Origin of the sequence: Pseudoalteromonas aurantia 208, assembly GCF_014858725.1 — a bacterium.
GTDB lineage: Bacteria > Pseudomonadota > Gammaproteobacteria > Enterobacterales > Alteromonadaceae > Pseudoalteromonas > Pseudoalteromonas aurantia.
The window spans coordinates 468508-483720 of sequence record NZ_AQGV01000015.1 but is presented as its reverse complement, the minus strand read 5'-3'; the positions used below and the strand labels follow the sequence as shown (position 1 = coordinate 483720).

The 15213-nt window shown below is 37.6% G+C and carries 19 protein-coding genes; 3 read left to right on the top strand and 16 right to left on the bottom strand.

Going from position 1 to position 15213, the window contains the following annotated elements; genetic code table 11:
• Nucleotides 1-161: 161 nt before the first annotated feature.
• The 13 genes from PAUR_RS20390 to PAUR_RS20330 all read right to left on the bottom strand — a co-directional run bounded on the left by PAUR_RS20390 (nt 162) and on the right by PAUR_RS20330 (nt 10243).
• Nucleotides 162-593, bottom strand: a complete 432-nt coding sequence (locus PAUR_RS20390) for a hypothetical protein (RefSeq protein ID WP_192509566.1) — start codon at nt 591-593, stop codon at nt 162-164.
• Entirely contained in the window at nt 583-2163 is a 1581-nt protein-coding gene (locus tag PAUR_RS20385; protein WP_192509565.1) for a hypothetical protein, read from the bottom strand. The genes PAUR_RS20390 and PAUR_RS20385 overlap by 11 nt, the downstream gene beginning before the upstream one ends.
• Nucleotides 2160-2630: a protein-tyrosine phosphatase family protein gene (locus PAUR_RS20380; RefSeq protein ID WP_192509564.1), complete on the bottom strand. Its 471-nt coding sequence runs from the start codon at nt 2628-2630 to the stop codon at nt 2160-2162. The genes PAUR_RS20385 and PAUR_RS20380 overlap by 4 nt, the downstream gene beginning before the upstream one ends.
• A 38-nt stretch (nt 2631-2668) precedes the next feature.
• Nucleotides 2669-3223 carry a DUF6817 domain-containing protein gene (locus tag PAUR_RS20375; RefSeq protein ID WP_192509563.1) on the bottom strand — a complete coding sequence of 185 codons (555 nt, stop codon included), beginning with the start codon at nt 3221-3223 and terminating at the stop codon, nt 2669-2671.
• Nucleotides 3187-3942 (bottom strand): hypothetical protein, encoded by a 756-nt coding sequence (locus PAUR_RS20370; RefSeq protein ID WP_192509562.1) that lies wholly within the window; start codon nt 3940-3942, stop codon nt 3187-3189. The genes PAUR_RS20375 and PAUR_RS20370 overlap by 37 nt, the downstream gene beginning before the upstream one ends.
• Before the next feature lie 18 nt (nt 3943-3960).
• The gene (locus tag PAUR_RS20365; protein WP_192509561.1) at nt 3961-4878 is read right to left on the bottom strand and encodes a polysaccharide deacetylase family protein; all 918 of its coding nucleotides are present in this window, start codon (nt 4876-4878) and stop codon (nt 3961-3963) included.
• A 51-nt stretch (nt 4879-4929) separates the two neighbouring features.
• On the bottom strand, nt 4930-5724 hold the full coding sequence (locus tag PAUR_RS20360) for a glycosyltransferase family 2 protein (protein ID WP_192509560.1): 795 nt from the start codon (nt 5722-5724) through the stop codon (nt 4930-4932).
• An 18-nt stretch (nt 5725-5742) separates the two neighbouring features.
• Entirely contained in the window at nt 5743-6612 is an 870-nt protein-coding gene (locus PAUR_RS23935) for a radical SAM/SPASM domain-containing protein (protein WP_192509559.1), read from the bottom strand.
• Nucleotides 6612-7319, bottom strand: coding sequence for a glycosyltransferase family 2 protein (locus PAUR_RS20350; protein WP_225738588.1), 708 nt, complete (start codon nt 7317-7319; stop codon nt 6612-6614). The genes PAUR_RS23935 and PAUR_RS20350 overlap by 1 nt, the downstream gene beginning before the upstream one ends.
• A complete protein-coding gene (locus PAUR_RS20345; RefSeq protein WP_192509557.1) occupies nt 7319-8335 on the bottom strand; it encodes a hypothetical protein in 1017 nt (338 codons plus the stop codon). The genes PAUR_RS20350 and PAUR_RS20345 overlap by 1 nt, the downstream gene beginning before the upstream one ends.
• A gap of 215 nt (nt 8336-8550) precedes the next feature.
• Nucleotides 8551-8685, bottom strand: a complete 135-nt coding sequence (locus PAUR_RS20340) for a bacteriocin (protein WP_192509556.1) — start codon at nt 8683-8685, stop codon at nt 8551-8553.
• A 360-nt stretch (nt 8686-9045) separates the two neighbouring features.
• Complete coding sequence (locus PAUR_RS20335; RefSeq protein WP_192509555.1) at nt 9046-9180, bottom strand: bacteriocin; 135 nt, start codon at nt 9178-9180, stop codon at nt 9046-9048.
• A gap of 469 nt (nt 9181-9649) precedes the next feature.
• Complete coding sequence (locus tag PAUR_RS20330) at nt 9650-10243, bottom strand: class I SAM-dependent methyltransferase (RefSeq protein ID WP_192509554.1); 594 nt, start codon at nt 10241-10243, stop codon at nt 9650-9652.
• Between the two features lie 105 nt (nt 10244-10348).
• On the opposite strand from PAUR_RS20330, the gene PAUR_RS20325 reads away from it, so the two are divergent.
• Nucleotides 10349-11158, top strand: coding sequence for an AraC family transcriptional regulator (locus PAUR_RS20325; RefSeq protein ID WP_192509553.1), 810 nt, complete (start codon nt 10349-10351; stop codon nt 11156-11158).
• A 71-nt stretch (nt 11159-11229) separates the two neighbouring features.
• Here the strand turns inward: PAUR_RS20325 and yiaA are convergent, their stop codons facing one another.
• From yiaA to PAUR_RS20310, 3 genes are all read right to left on the bottom strand, one after another.
• The gene (gene yiaA / locus PAUR_RS20320; RefSeq protein WP_192509552.1) at nt 11230-11661 is read right to left on the bottom strand and encodes an inner membrane protein YiaA; all 432 of its coding nucleotides are present in this window, start codon (nt 11659-11661) and stop codon (nt 11230-11232) included.
• Between the two features lie 130 nt (nt 11662-11791).
• Nucleotides 11792-13153, bottom strand: a complete 1362-nt coding sequence (locus tag PAUR_RS20315) for an alpha/beta hydrolase (RefSeq protein WP_192509551.1) — start codon at nt 13151-13153, stop codon at nt 11792-11794.
• Between the two features lies 1 nt (nt 13154).
• A complete protein-coding gene (locus PAUR_RS20310; RefSeq protein ID WP_192509550.1) occupies nt 13155-13898 on the bottom strand; it encodes a helix-turn-helix domain-containing protein in 744 nt (247 codons plus the stop codon).
• A gap of 132 nt (nt 13899-14030) precedes the next feature.
• On the opposite strand from PAUR_RS20310, the gene PAUR_RS20305 reads away from it, so the two are divergent.
• Together PAUR_RS20305 and PAUR_RS20300 are read left to right on the top strand one after the other, a co-directional pair.
• Nucleotides 14031-14378, top strand: coding sequence for a hypothetical protein (locus PAUR_RS20305; protein WP_192509549.1), 348 nt, complete (start codon nt 14031-14033; stop codon nt 14376-14378).
• A 29-nt stretch (nt 14379-14407) separates the two neighbouring features.
• Nucleotides 14408-15211 (top strand): DUF2145 domain-containing protein, encoded by an 804-nt coding sequence (locus PAUR_RS20300; RefSeq protein ID WP_192509548.1) that lies wholly within the window; start codon nt 14408-14410, stop codon nt 15209-15211.
• Nucleotides 15212-15213 lie beyond the last annotated feature (2 nt).

The window sequence follows — 15213 nt, the reverse complement described above, 5'->3', positions numbered from 1 at the left end:
TTAAGTTTACAGCTAACAATAACACGTTAAATTTGTAAATTTTATGTTTTCAACCCGCTTATTTTGTAAGAAACTGTAGACCCTTATATAGTCGCTTACACACCCATTAAAAAATCTCTCAGAGTGTTAATGTAAATAACACTCTGAACTGAGCAACAGCTTCACACACGCAGAGCGCCTTTATAGCCCGCATACTTTTTCAAGACCTTGGAAAGTTGATGTGTTTTTCGTCTTTTTTTATAAATAAAGCGTTTTTCATAGAAAAATTCAGGCAAATTTTCGAGCAAGTTCAATTTGTAAACTGGGTTAATAGCTGCGCCTAATACCATACCAATTTCGCCTTCTTGCCACTCATGACGATAAATTGGTGTGATATCCTGTTCCACGTACCGTTGCCAAGTTTCTTCTATTACATTCGCCCAAATAACATACCCCATTAATATCTTGGTCGCTTTATCTCTCATAAGGTGACAAGTACCTTGATTAATCGAATAGTCTATCAAGCGAAATGTTTCCACATCTGTAGACTGGTTTAATGCAGCTCTAAAGCGCATAACTGCAGCAAGGGTTACATCATGCTGTTCATTGTTCATTAGATAACTTCCTTAGTAGCTTATCTATATTGTCAAAATACTCACCAAATATGAGAGAGTTCGCTCTAAAGAAATCACATGGTAGATCCGCTATGTTCCCAACCAAAGCAGTAAAGTGTGTGTTTTTATTGCGCGTCGTACTAACAATCATTTTATCTGCGTCAAAAACAAGACTGCATGCCTTATCGGTACTTTGATATAATATTTCACTATCCAAGAACGTATCATCGAAAACCCAAAGTGAACTGGCTTTATACGACTCAACAAAGAATTTGATCTGAGAAGGTATGGCCTTCTCTGACAGCTTTTGCAAACAAGATTCAACTTTGGTTCGATAATATAGCTTAGCGAGTAAATCTCGCTTTAACGCTTTTATTAAACAAACAGCTACGAACCCTCGAAAATTAATTGTATCTTTATGCTTATAATGGAGATAACAATACCGATAAAGGTGCTCTTCTGCAGACTCCTTAGTATATAAAACTGTATCGACCACATTGATAATATCACGACATAGATTAACTGAATGCTCATCGTCCAAGTGATGGGTGAAGTAGACTTTACTTTCCTGTTTGAACAAAGATTTTAGTCGATGATACAGAGGCGCGACTTTACTATCATTATCAATAGAAGTTGCAATCTCCCTGTCTAAGCCCAAAACGTATGGCAAGTGATAATCAATGCTCAATGCCAATGAGGATTTAAAATAATCATGTAATATAGAGGTATCAAATGAGATACCAGTGAATTTACTATATGTGTCACAAAGCTCTTGAGACACTTCTATTGCAATGCTCGACTCATGATAGAAAGTCAAGTTTGCCACTCGGTAATTTCTTCCCCTATCAATAAAGCTTGGTGTTACCAAGTCAATCCAACGGCCATCCATCAAAATATTAGACGGTGTCATCGCGCCATGGGTAATACCCGCAATATGGGCAAAGCCAAACTGTTCAGCACAACCTTGCAGAAATTCACCCACATATTCGATGAACTGGTCATGTGAATCGAAACTATCCGCGAGTGCGTGAATTACATTGCGGATCCGGTGTACATCCGAAATGACTTCAGCTTGATATTTTTCTTGAATTTTGAAATTGTTTGTACGCATAAAATGAGCAGGCCTAATGGCCTTTTCCCGCACAATTAATGCCCCATGAGTTGCTACTAGTGACTCTTTTCGGTCTTCATTAAACTCAAATGCGGTATTCTGCCCCGTATAAATAACGCCATAAAAGTCAGCGACACCAACAGGTAGCACGTTTGCTAATACTTCAGAGTATATGGCTTCTAATAATGCTTCTTCTAATGGCACAGTTCCATGGTTATAGTTGACGCCTTCAATCACACCAGCTAATGGGGTTAAGCCAACTCCTTTTACTTGATAGTGCCCATAATTAGCGGCCCTAGCACCTCCTCCATGTGAGTTTAACCCTCGTCCACCGTATCGCTCAAATTCAGGGTTCGAAAAGTCCAAGTCCAATAGTGATTTACTTTGATATAGAATAAAGCTGTTTGGTCGATTAACATTCTCCAGTTCTACCGACTCTATTTTTATATAATTACTCACTTTAATTTCCCTTCAAGTAACATGTTACTTATTTTCTCTTTGTCTTTTAAACCCCAATGCTCACCTACTGAGATAGCATGCTTCGCGGTTCTCCCCAATGCGTAATACTGATATACAGCAATGAGCGCACCAATTCGATTCCCCGTTGCACAGTGTAAAAATACCTGCTCATGGGCATGTGCATTTAATATAGATTGTAGCTTCAGTGCATTCAAAAGGTGGATGCCATTATCGCGCTCTATCGACAATCTTTCGTAGTTTAAGTCTTGCTGCGTTACATACGTAAATTCGTCCCAACTTTGCTCTCGTACAGGCAAACAATTAATAAAAAAAACGGTTCCTTGACGTTTTAGTATTTGTACATCCTTTTGGCTGGGCTCTCCTCCGACGACTAAATACTCACTAATTACTCGATAACGGCACGATAAATTAGATAAGCTTTCTATATCAAATACATTGCTAATCAAATCCAGTTCACTCCTTGTAAATTACGGTATACGAGTCGTTAAGTGCAAAACTTATCGAAAAGACCATCCAGTTCTAACCGTACCTCAGCGCTAACCATTGGATACATGCGACGAAACATATCCAATATATCCTCGTGATAATATTCCTGTTCTTTGTTTCTTGCCACATCAAGATCATTGGCGATTGTTAACTCACAAAAATCATTTAATAATTCTGACGGGAACTGCATAACGGCACCGCTAAACCTATCCCGAAAGTTAACACGACTCTCTGAGCCAATCTGTGGTAATACGTAAGGCTTGTCACACGAACAAAACAAATAGACCAATGCCTCAGCTCGTTGCCCTATCATTTCTGCAATTTCAACTCGCTGATCTGTACCTAGCAATTCAGCCCTTGTTGAGTCAGATCCATAAACTGCATGAAACAAACCAGCTAAACAAAGTGCTTCTTCCCTATTCCACCCTTCAAGGATCTTGTAAGTTCCAACTAAGTGCTGTGTCAGTGTTCCATTAATATGAGCGAATTCTTCCGACCCAAAACTCTGCAACTGCTTTACTCTTTCATCCAGGTTTTTTTTTCTAATTTCCATTGTTCTAACTCATCTTTGAAGTAGTAGCGGCAGGGTTGATGCTTTTCAGCTTGTTCTAATAAACTAATCGCCGTATCAATATCAAACCGATGATATCGATAATACAACGCCGCCTCCCTGATGTTTTGGATATGAAAGCGTTGTTCAACACTTCCTCTCACCTCCGAATCCGCCTCGAACTTCTTTCCATCTAACTTAATGTTGTGTCTAGAAAAAAAATTATTTAAATCCGATATCGTGTGTACCGAATAGTCATAATAAAAAAATGTACTCATGCCTAAAAGCATACCGAGTACTTTGCTTTTATGGTCATCATATGCTTTCCTCCACACAGCCAATACTTGCGCTTCCTCCAAATTTAGACATGTCATTACTTTTGGGAGATAACCATAACTCGCTTTGCGTTTTTCTAACCACTTTTCAACGGGTAAACTATTAAAAATAAATAGTGCGTTTGGATTTTCTTTATATAGCTGCGCCCATAATATTTCACTCGAATATATAAATTGACCGTCTGCTGTTTCATGTTGCATTTGAGAAAAAAACTGACAATCCTCATAGCCACTGAGAATTTCAATTCCTTGTTTAAAATTACTTATTGCAGTGCTAGAAAAACCATCTTCATCTTCGAAAGTAGATTGAAATTTATTTGCAATAAAATACCTATGTAGTGCTAATCCACCACATAAATCAAAGCCAATTAGAAATACCTTTTTCATATAAACAACAACCAATTTCTATTTAAAGATGCCATTTTCTTCTAGTTTTTTATCTAAAAATTTCGCATTTTCGCTTTCATGTCTTAATTTTGTCTTAGCAATGCCTTTTTTTTGGTGTGCAATTGCAGCCACTCTACCTTGCTTATTAAAGCTAAATTCAGGTGTATACACATTTAAAGCTTCATCTTTGTATGCTTCAATTGGCGATATTATTTTCCATCCCTGACTACGTATATGGCTAACTAAATCACCAATAAACAATGCAGCCAATTCATTTTCATGCAATAAAAGAATATGCTTCACTGGTTTCCCAATATGGGATTTTGCGAGTTGCTCGTAAAAGTGGATTGACTGCCAAATCGTCTCAACATAGAGCTGACGAAGTTTATTAAAATCAATAACTTTCTTGCTATGATGCGCTGATAATAGACGACCATTTATATACCAATCAAAGTTATCTACCGTGACATAACCAAACTTATAACCCATACCATTTAAATGTTTTTCAAGTTTTTTTCTAACATCAGTCGTACTCCCATAATGAAGATAAGGAAATCGATGCAACTTCAATACGTTTTTATAGTCTTGAAGTACCAGATGTGATTGATTAAAATCAGCCAAGTATTTTTTTACATCTACTTTGTTGGCAGATAAATGGTTATGGCTATGATTGGCCAAGTGAAATCCAGCTTGAGTATAAGCTTCAATTCTCTCTTTTCCTTTATCATCAACAATATTACCTGTTGTAACAAAGAAAATAGCATCTTTGACATTGTTCGACTTCAAACCCTCTATTATACCCCGAGTTTTATCCATACCACTCATAAAAGAATTGCCTTGAGTAGGGGCGTCATCAAATGACAATGCTATTTCACCAGCGACAACATGACATAATGAAAGTATCATACTCACAATTAACATTAAAATAATCTTCACTTTGTTATAATCCTTTAATAAAAACAAACTCCAGTTTAATTTAATATAAAATCAAATTTCAATTGCAAGTTCACTTACTAGTTTTTTAAATGGTTTTCTATGTGCAGGTGTAAAATCGAATTCTTTCAGTTTAACAATATCTAAAAAATCTTCTCTAGGGTGTGATGAAATGCTATTAACCCAATCACTTTCATGCGGTAAAAGAGGAACAGAACGATAAATTAGTTTTGAAAAATGCTCCGTTGGGCAAGTGTTTTGGCTATGTATTTTATAAATGTACAAATAAGGATAAAAAATCAGCATAACGTTATCCCCTAAAGCTTCAATAAGCGGCGTATCTTCACCACGGTTCAAACTCGGATATGCTATCGCATTTGCTATAAGAAAGCGTTTTTCGCAAAATAGTGTTGCTTCCCAGCCTCGATACGGAGAAATATATGATTTTTCATTTCCGACATCATGCATGATGATATTGCTCAATACGACGGCGGGTACAGCAAACTTTTCGACTTCAAATAGACAAAGTGTCAATCTATCTGGGTGATGAGTATCATCATCGTCCCAAATACAAATATACTCACCTTGGGCTGCATCAATAGAACGGTTCCTCAACTCTCCCAATGTGATGCTGCAATCAGACTCAACAACAATTAAGGTGACACTCTCATCACTCGCTTCGAGTGTGTATAAATACGCTACAGTAGTGCTATCGTGACTGCGGCATACCACAACAAACTCCCGATTGTTGTAAGTTTGATTTTTATAATACTGGTAAGCATTTTTTAAATGCTCCAGTCGATTTTCGGTTATGCATAAGCAAGAGATTAAAGGGTTGGTTTTATTCATAATACAATGATTCACTACCTATGGTTTAAAACAACGCTCGCACTTAACACACACGTCATAATCCGCTATTTCATTATTTATATGCGCGTCAATAAAGCGCTTGTATTGTTGTGATTCAAAAATATCTTGGAGACTTTGGCTTTTTAAATTCCCAAATTTAACTGTTGAATTAGAATCAAAGCAACATGGGATCACATCTAGGTCCCAAGTGATTTGTAAGATCCGCTTTCTAAACCCCCACACGACCGAACAAACGCCTTTGGTCTCAGGTTTATTATAAGCACGACCTCCACCGTAGTTATGAATAACATTTTGTCTAAATACTTTGACCCCTTGATCATGTAACCACTGTGCGAGTCGTTCTTTTTTATCTTGTACATAGCCTGGCTGAGTCACATCATCATGTGTTGGAAACTCTCTAATTACCAACTCTAATTCCGAACCTAACTCACTCACTCTACGCATGATCCTTTGAATATTTTTTTTTACACGATCAAATTTATTAACGCCATGCGCTGCTTTGTAGGAGTGCGCATCGACCCCGTAAAAGCTCACTTCTATAGTCCCTAAACCACTTTGTACTAAAGAATCAATAAAGTTATCAGTTAAAGGCACACCAAGTGTCGAGATTATCCTTGACGAAGACAGTGGCCACCTTTTTTTTATAACCCTCGCTTTATCAGCAAGATCTTTATCTAGTAGTGGCTCACCAAACCCATGTAAATCAACTTTTCCGTCATACACGTCCATTTTTTCTAGAATTAACTCAAGATCTTGTGTACTCATATACCCCTTATCTCTGGTTAGTTCTTCTCTGGGACAAAAAAAACACTTATATCCGCATTGATTCGTGTTCTCTATTCTAATCTCTTCGAATTTATCTAACACTACGCTTCCTCTCGAGAAATACTTGATATGTCATGACGCAGTGACCCATATATTTGCTTTTTTTCATGTTTAATTTTATACAACGCGCGATTTTTTAGTCGCATCTCTTGAACTGATTTAGAGTGGTAATTTCTGGTTCTGGCATCATCTGAATGACTTAAATGTATTGCATGTGAAATAAGTTTTTTCTCCACACCCACATACTCAAGCCTTTGCAAAAAATCAACATCTTCCATTCCCCACCCTATAAAGTCTGCTGAGTAACCCTCTATAGCCTTAAAGTGTTCATACTTTAAAAAGCAAATACCAGGCCCTTTTCTAATCTTCCCATTATCTGATTCCACAACATATTGCGGAGAAAAAACAGCGGGCTTTGCATCTAACGCTCGCCAATAGCATTTAGAAATTGTAAAAAAACTCTTATCAAGTAAAACATCTGCATCACACAACAATATATATTCGCTACTCACAAAATCAGATCCTACATTGATAGCGATAGACTTATTAAAATATTCCAACCCATTAACAAATATATATTTAATATCTACAAGCTTTCTAAGCATCTCTATTTTATGTTCTGACAATGAAGGGGTTTCTTTATTAAAATCAACAACAACAACATTCCCAATACGTTCACCTAGGGAGGTTAAGTGTAAAAGCGTTTTCTCCAACTCTGGTTTATTCGTTGCAGGAATTATAATATCCATCACAAAGTCACACCATTAATAAAATCAACAAACATATCATTAGAGTTATTTGAGTTATATAATAAATCACTTATTTTATTATCTAATAAAATTGGGCCAGACTCGCTTATCGCGTCACACAATAGCTCTGGATATTTTACAATCGGTATGCCTATATTTTCATATATATCAGCTCTAAAAGGGTGCTTACAATATGGCTGATAACATATTGCTTTTCTGCCCATCCTCTTTGCTACAATTAAAGAAGTAGAATAGGTGCTTACTACGACATCACACTTTTCGATAAAATCTATTATAGAGGCCATATCATGGCTAGAGACAATACATTGCTCTGATTGAAGAAAATCATATTTTTTCGAATGAAGTTCCTTAGGGTGTTTTCTGATTAATAAATTCATGCCTAATTGGACACCAACTTCAATGAGGTCCTCTGCAATTTCAACTTCATTAAAGCCATAATCATGCCCCCAATTAATAAAATCATTTCTATTAGGAACTGAAAGGTAACCAATACATAAGCTTTTTTTATTTTCGTTCACAAGAATGCAACTCTTAAATAAATTATCTAAGTAGAGGCTACCGATTGATATGATAATATTGGTAGGAACACCTATTCCTTGTAAATTATTGTAAGTAAGTTTATCTGAAACACATATATAATTAGGGAGATACAATCTATCGTTATAAAAAAATTTCTGAGCATCGCCAGCAATATCCGGCAATATTACGATAGATAAAGCGCCGACCTGCTGCGCTTCATTAAAAATTTTTCGTTCTGTATTACCTGGCCACATCATGCCTGTAATCACTAAGTCACCGCGGGATAGCCCCATCTTTTTATTGTCAAAATCATGTGTTAACAAGGTGGATAAGATATGGTCATCTGATACGGTTGGTAACACTCCGTCTGTCATCAAATAAACATCTAAATCTGCTCGCTCTTTTCTTAAAGTGTCAGATGCAAGCATCAGTGTTTCAGCAGCTAGGTTACCAGTAATATAAAAGTAGATTTTCATTTTAAATCCATGTAAAAAACCTAATAAAACTCTAAGTCAAAAAACAAATGAAGCACACTTCACTTCAATTTTTAAAAATCATCCACTTAAAAAACCACAAAGCGCCAATGGCTTAATTGGTTATAAATTTACAGTTGCGGGGATTCGTAATAGGAATACTACAGTTTAAAAATAGGCTCAAGCCAAAGCTTAAACCTACCATGTTCTATATCAACTTAGTAAAAAGCGTTATATTCACTAGCTTCTACGGCTACAGCACGATATTGCGCATTTTTTGCATCGCCACCAACAACACTTTTAAGTTCTTTTAAGTTTAGTTTCTTTACTTTTAATGAGATATTTTTTTTCATTTCAGTTTCCTTCTTAACAAAATGGAAACTAAACCCTATCAATAAAAACATACTCAGTCAAACGTATAGATTCATAAACAACCGATAATTTAATCGACTTGGTCCAATAATATATAAGCACATAAATACGAAACTCTCGCACCTACAAAAAATAGCATACATAAACAAATAAAAACGCCAATGATTACACAAAATAAGAGATTAACACTCATATTAGTTGCGCTTAGTAGGTTAGAAAGGTAATTAAATAAACTTACTTTCTCTACTTTAAAAAATAGAAAATATTACAAAATATAAAATACTGGTTAATTAAAAAAGAAGTCTAAACGAAAGTTCAAACCTCTTATTCATTATTTTAGCTTAATGAAAAGCCATGCCTTCCTGGCCGTCTGCCCCAGCAATACGGTATTGAACATCTCTTGCATCGCCACCAACAACACTTTTTAGCTCTTTAGCAGTTAACTTTTTTACTTTTAACGCAATATTTTTTTTCATTTTTCTTTCCTTGTTTTCACAATTGAAACCAAACATTATCAATAAAAGCAGATAGGGTCAAACACCTTGCGCTTTAATATTACTTACACTAACTTGTTACATAACTGTCACATATATAGGTTAAACCAGTATCCCGTTATTACTACATTTCCCCCGTTACACGACGTGATACTTAAAGTAAAAAGTTAAAAGTTAAAAGTTAAAAGTTAAAAGTTAAAACAAATAGTAATAAATATATCAAGCGGAGATTTATGTAAGCTAATAATATTTATAGTAAACATAATCACTTAGGACGTATTTATTACAAAACACCATATTCTATGTCGTTTAATACAGTGATTTTCTCGCACCCTACATCACTAATTTCGCATGAGCCAAATAATGAATTAACCTAACAAAAAACATTAAATTAGCGCCACCCAGAAATTTGGGTTCGATAAAGCACTATTATGACTTTACATTGCGCCACCTATTTGTCTGTACGTTTGAGTGCTTCAATGATCAAAAACTCCCCTTCACTTGATACATGGGCATTTTTCACAATACTCTCAAAGCCGACACTTTGCAGCCGTTCTTTAACCCCAGAAAAAGTCTTCAAATTTACGTCAACCATCAAATCCCCCGAACTAGGCGCATTAACATCCTCACATAACCAAATTCGACCGCCTCGTTTTAGTCCTTGAAAAATTAATGACAACGCCAACTCAGCATTTTGCCAATGATGTATCGAAAATGCCGCAATAACCAAATCTAAAGAGCCGGTGTTTACCTGCAACTCTTCAGCACCTGCTTTAATAAATTGAAGTTGTGGAAAACGTAAATCAGATTTTTTTTGTCTGCTTTTTGCCCGTTCAATCATCGTATCGGTTGGATCAAGTGCCAGCACCTGAACCCCCTCTGCGCTTTGTGCTAAACACATACTTAGATACCCACCACCACACCCTATTTCAGCAATGCGAAAGTTGTCAGCCACCCCAGCTAAGGTCGGTATTTCTGTATGAAATGCAAGCTCCCCCCATTTTTCATCATAAGATAACGCGTGTTCATTATTCCAGTGACTCATCAGATAAACCTCAATTCATTTTGTGTAACTGAAGTTTCGCTTAGTTCTCCTTTTCGATATAGTGCTAAACTTTGGTTTAAATCGGCTTATTTTTGGTTTTTGATTTTGACCTCATACATACACATAGATTCTGGCTTCTCTGATATATCAGAGTTAAGTCATGATGAACATCATGCCCATGAAGATTATATCGTCACTCTCATGGTCGCAGGTTATGTCAAACTAAAGGGCAAGCAGTGCGTCAACATTACCCCTGGTATGCTGACGCTCGTGCCTGCGGGTATGCCGCACGCGCTACTAGAAGGAAAAAACATGCAAGTGCATTGGCTAAGTTTCTCTGGCCGCTTTTTCCAGTTAGATGAAAAAAATGAGTTTATGCGATCATTTACAGCTATAAGGAATGGCGCGTTGCCTATTTGCAAACTTGCTGAAGAGCGAGTAAGTTATGTCACTTCACTATTTTTGGAAATCCAAACGGAGCTCGCCACAGGCAAATCGCATAAAGTATTAGAGAGCTTAATTTATCTCGTGCTCAATGAAGCTAACAAAGCATCAGAATTAACCGCAATTGAAATCAATGGCCACACAAAAATTGATAAAGCGATGCGCTACATACAAGCACATAGCAGTGAAGGGATCTCATTAAAAGACGTTGCGCATGCTCTGCATATCAACTCGGCCCATCTTGCGAGTAAAATGAAGCAAGCTACGGGGTACTCGGTAGGTCAGTGGATCTTAAAATATCGGTTAAAAATGGCAGTGGAGTTGTTGCTAAATACCGATGAGAAGGTAGAACTTATTGGCTATCAAGCTGGTTGGCGAGATGTGACACACTTTATAAGACAGTTCAAAAAGCAGTATCAGCAAACCCCTTCTGCATGGCGCCGTACTAATAAAAATCAAACGCACGATTAAACGTTTGACACAACAACGCTTCAACTTACTCAGAACGATACTTAGCGGGTAAGTATCGTTCTATCATGGCCTTACTTAGCCTCTTCCATCAGCACGCTAGGTGCTTGGGACTTTTCCAGTACCATCGTATCTCGAACATTTTTTTGTACAGTAATTGCTGAAAAACCACTCAATAGAAACGCCATGGCATAGAACCCTTTTTCACTCAATAATAGTTCTGCGTGATATAGCCCGATGCCCAGCATAGCAATTGCTGCGCCCACAGCTACCCAACACATTAAAAGGTAGGGCTTAGAAATAGTCTGCCCCTCAAGTTTATCTCGCACCGTTTTTTGTAAGGACACAAATGAAAATAGCCCAAATAATAAAATTGCAAAATAATAGCCTTTTTCGTTCAATTGCATTTGAGCATTCATCAAGCCAATTAAGAATCCGAATACACCCGCTAATAATGCAAAAATTGATGCCAATCTAAATGCTTTGGTTGGTTTACTTATAGTCATCACTTACTCCGTTATTAAATTGTGCGCCCTGTAAAACGATAGAGTCAGTATTGATAACATCAGCATATAAGTAAACCTATTTAAAGAAAGGTCAATATTTTTCGACTTTAAGTATATTAATTTAATACCTTCATTGCGTGATTTTAATAAACTGTGTTAGCGCGTCAGTCATTTGTTCAAAGTAAGGGTTAAAGGTCAGTCGCTGTAACTGGGGCGTGTCATGCAGTGTTTCCACCGTAGTTTCACCCAATATTGGCGTGTCTGTTTGTTTACAGACTCTGTAGTTATCAGTCCCCATTAAATGCTCACAGTTACGATATGCTCCACCCCAGCCATAATGTGGATTGGTTGGTGCGTTAGTCGTTGCGGTGTGGGATATACCTTTTATAGAACCACAATAATCGTCACCTCGACATTCTGTGGGGTTATACACTGTTATACTTCTGGATAATGATTTAAGCCAAGCGTTTTCACCATAGTATATCAGCGTATCTTGCTCTTTGCTTTTACGTGCACCACTGAGATGCCAATGCGTCAACAATGACAATGTGCTTTGCGTATCGATAGTCTGATCAGCCTGCGCAGCAACCAAAAATAGCGGTATATCTGGCACATAAGTAAGCTTTTCGGGCTGAATGCGCTGCATTAAATTATGCACTTGCGCAGCTGCGTTAAATGGAAAAGACTCATACTTTGCAAAGTCAATATCGCCGCTGCTTTCCATATAGTCTTTAAACCATGCCATATATTGCGCCGCCCACGCCATACTCGATTTTGCACGACTGGCAGGCGACCACAACATCAACCCCTTAATTTTCGCTTCTTCGGCCACAGTCAAGTCGTGCTGGTTAAGATAATCGATGAGTAATGCACCGCCGGTAGAGAATCCCCCCAAATACACAGTGTCAAAATCTTCTAACATCGCTGCAACGGCATAGCGTGTTGCAATACGCCATTGCTGCTGTGACACATCCACCAATGCTGAAGGTGCGGTACCGTGTCCTGGCAGTAACAATGTACGCACAGTGATCCCTTGCTGAAAAAACTGTTCAGCTAAATCATGAAACAAATAAGGTGAATCGGTTAAACCATGTATCAGCAAGACACCCCTATGCGTAGGCTCTGACTTATTTTTCGGTGCATTGAGCTGAAAAGGCGAAATTAAGTCCACCACCTGTAGCGACTTGTCGTCATACAAATGCGTGCTAACCGATGTTGCTATTGGGCAAGGCAAGCGGCCTTTAGGATTTTCAGCAAGAATTCTATTACGTTCATACTCTAAATAATCTGAAAACGGCCCTTGCTTAGAATAATCAAAAAACGGCTTTTTTTCAGGCTCTAATGTTTGCCTATACTGCCCAGAATCAGCCAGTGACTCAATATGCTTCATATTGGTATTAAGTGACACGCAATCCACAATATAGGCTTGGGCGTGCGACTCGCCTGAACTCAACAACAGTAAAGCGAACCCAACAAATAGCGTATTCTTCATATTATATATCCTTCTTTCTTCTGAATTGTTCAAACAATGAAGGTTCCCAAGGACGCATAGCAAATAATAATCCCATATGTTCCCTTGTTGATAATGGTAAACTGGCATCTTCTTGGTTCAAAATAGCCGACTCTTTAGTTAATTGATTAAGTTTGCGTTGAATAACTTCAATCGAGGATTGTGAATATCGACCACGCAAATAAAACCTAAAACTATTCGGCTCATCAAACTTACTCGCCATAAAACGATGTAATACTTCTTGTTCCATAAACTGCTCTAACGGCCCATTTTTTAACCATCTGAAATCTTGGGCTATCAATAGCTTATAGTGATTGTTAGGGAGTAGCTGTATTAACTTTATTTTATCTAAACGCGCAAAAAGTTGGATCAATTCAAATTTATCAATTTCATAATGCGCTATGATCTCTTGAAAATCCCACGCATCTCTTACACATACCGCAACCAATAACAATTTTGGGTTATCGATTAATTCTTGTTCTTGTTCAAATGTCAGCTCAGTTAACTGACTTTGCTGCTTCTGAGTAATAGAAAATAAATCGGATAAGCTGATCTGCAATAGATTACAAATCTGTTCTAAGCGTTGTAACGTAAAGCTCTGGTTTGCAAAAATGCGTTTAATATTCGCTTCACTCATATCTAACTCACCTGCAATATCTTTGTAGGTCATCTTACGCTGTTTCAACAGCATTTTTAATGTGTCGCTCACCAACGAAATTTGACTCATCAGTCACCCTAAATCATAAAAGAATATTATTACAATACTTTAAGTCGTTTATTCTAATACATCAAGCAATATGGTTTACCTAATGAATACTATCATTTAAGTTAGGTGCAACTTAATCACAGGGAAGCTACTATGAAAACATCAACTCTTTTATTCAGCACATTATGTATCCTATCCTCATTTGTTTGCGCTGCGGAGTCTGCCTCTGAACATGCCAGTACAGCAAGCAAACATGCTGCATTAGCATTGGGTCATAGCACTGTATCAGCAGGACAGGTTGCCAGTGGCATCGTTGCTGTGCCATTGCTCATTGCTGGCAGCACAGCTTCAGCGTCACATGCAGTCGGCACTAAACTCATTGACGCTGCAAGTGGCACTCATCGCCATTCTCACGCGCCTCAAGATACACCTTTAGAAATAACTGAAATTACCATTACGGTTGATAGAGCGCCGAATGAAGCGATTAAAAATCAAAACTAAATCGAGCGACTAAAATAAAAGGCGGTAATATGACTACACGACTTGCTATAACGTTCTTAATACTTCTCTATCACGGTTCAACATATGCAGGCAGCACGCAAACCAAGCACACTCGCTTTGATGCCAGCACCACCGCTTTGTTTGCAAAAGATGTTGAAAAATACGCGGCAAAAAATGGTGCTCGCTCATTCATTATAGCTCGGCGTGGACAGCCAAAAAAGAAGTTACCGGCAGGCTTTCAATTTACTCATACCGCAATTGCAGTTTATTCACAAATACAGTTAGACAGCGGAGAAAGCGTTAAAGGTTATGCAATACACAACCTCTATCAAGAACAAACAGATGCAAACAAAAGTTTATTAGTTACGGATTACCCAGTCGATTTTTTTTGGGGGGCTGATTCATTAACAGCCGGTATTGCTATCCCAACCATTGAATTGCAAACCCGACTAATAGCAGCCATTCAATCAGGGGTAAATAAGTCGCTTCATAACCCTCATTACTCTTTGATTGCTAATCCATTTAATAACGCATATCAAAACTGTACTGAACATACGCTAAATGTCATTAATGCAGCGCTATATCAAACAGATAATATGGCGCGCTTAAAAGCGAATGCAAAAGCATACTTTCAAGCAACCCCAGTAAGGGTCAGTCGTATCAAATTAGCATTAGGAAATTGGTTTGCTGACGGAGTTACCACTAAAGATCACGACAACATAATACAGACAGCTAGCTTTACGAGCATTGCTCAATACTTACAAGAGTTTGGTTTGCTTAAAAGCGCCGTGATTTTTGAGCACAAAAAAGACGCCGTGCCTCTGTTTAATTAACA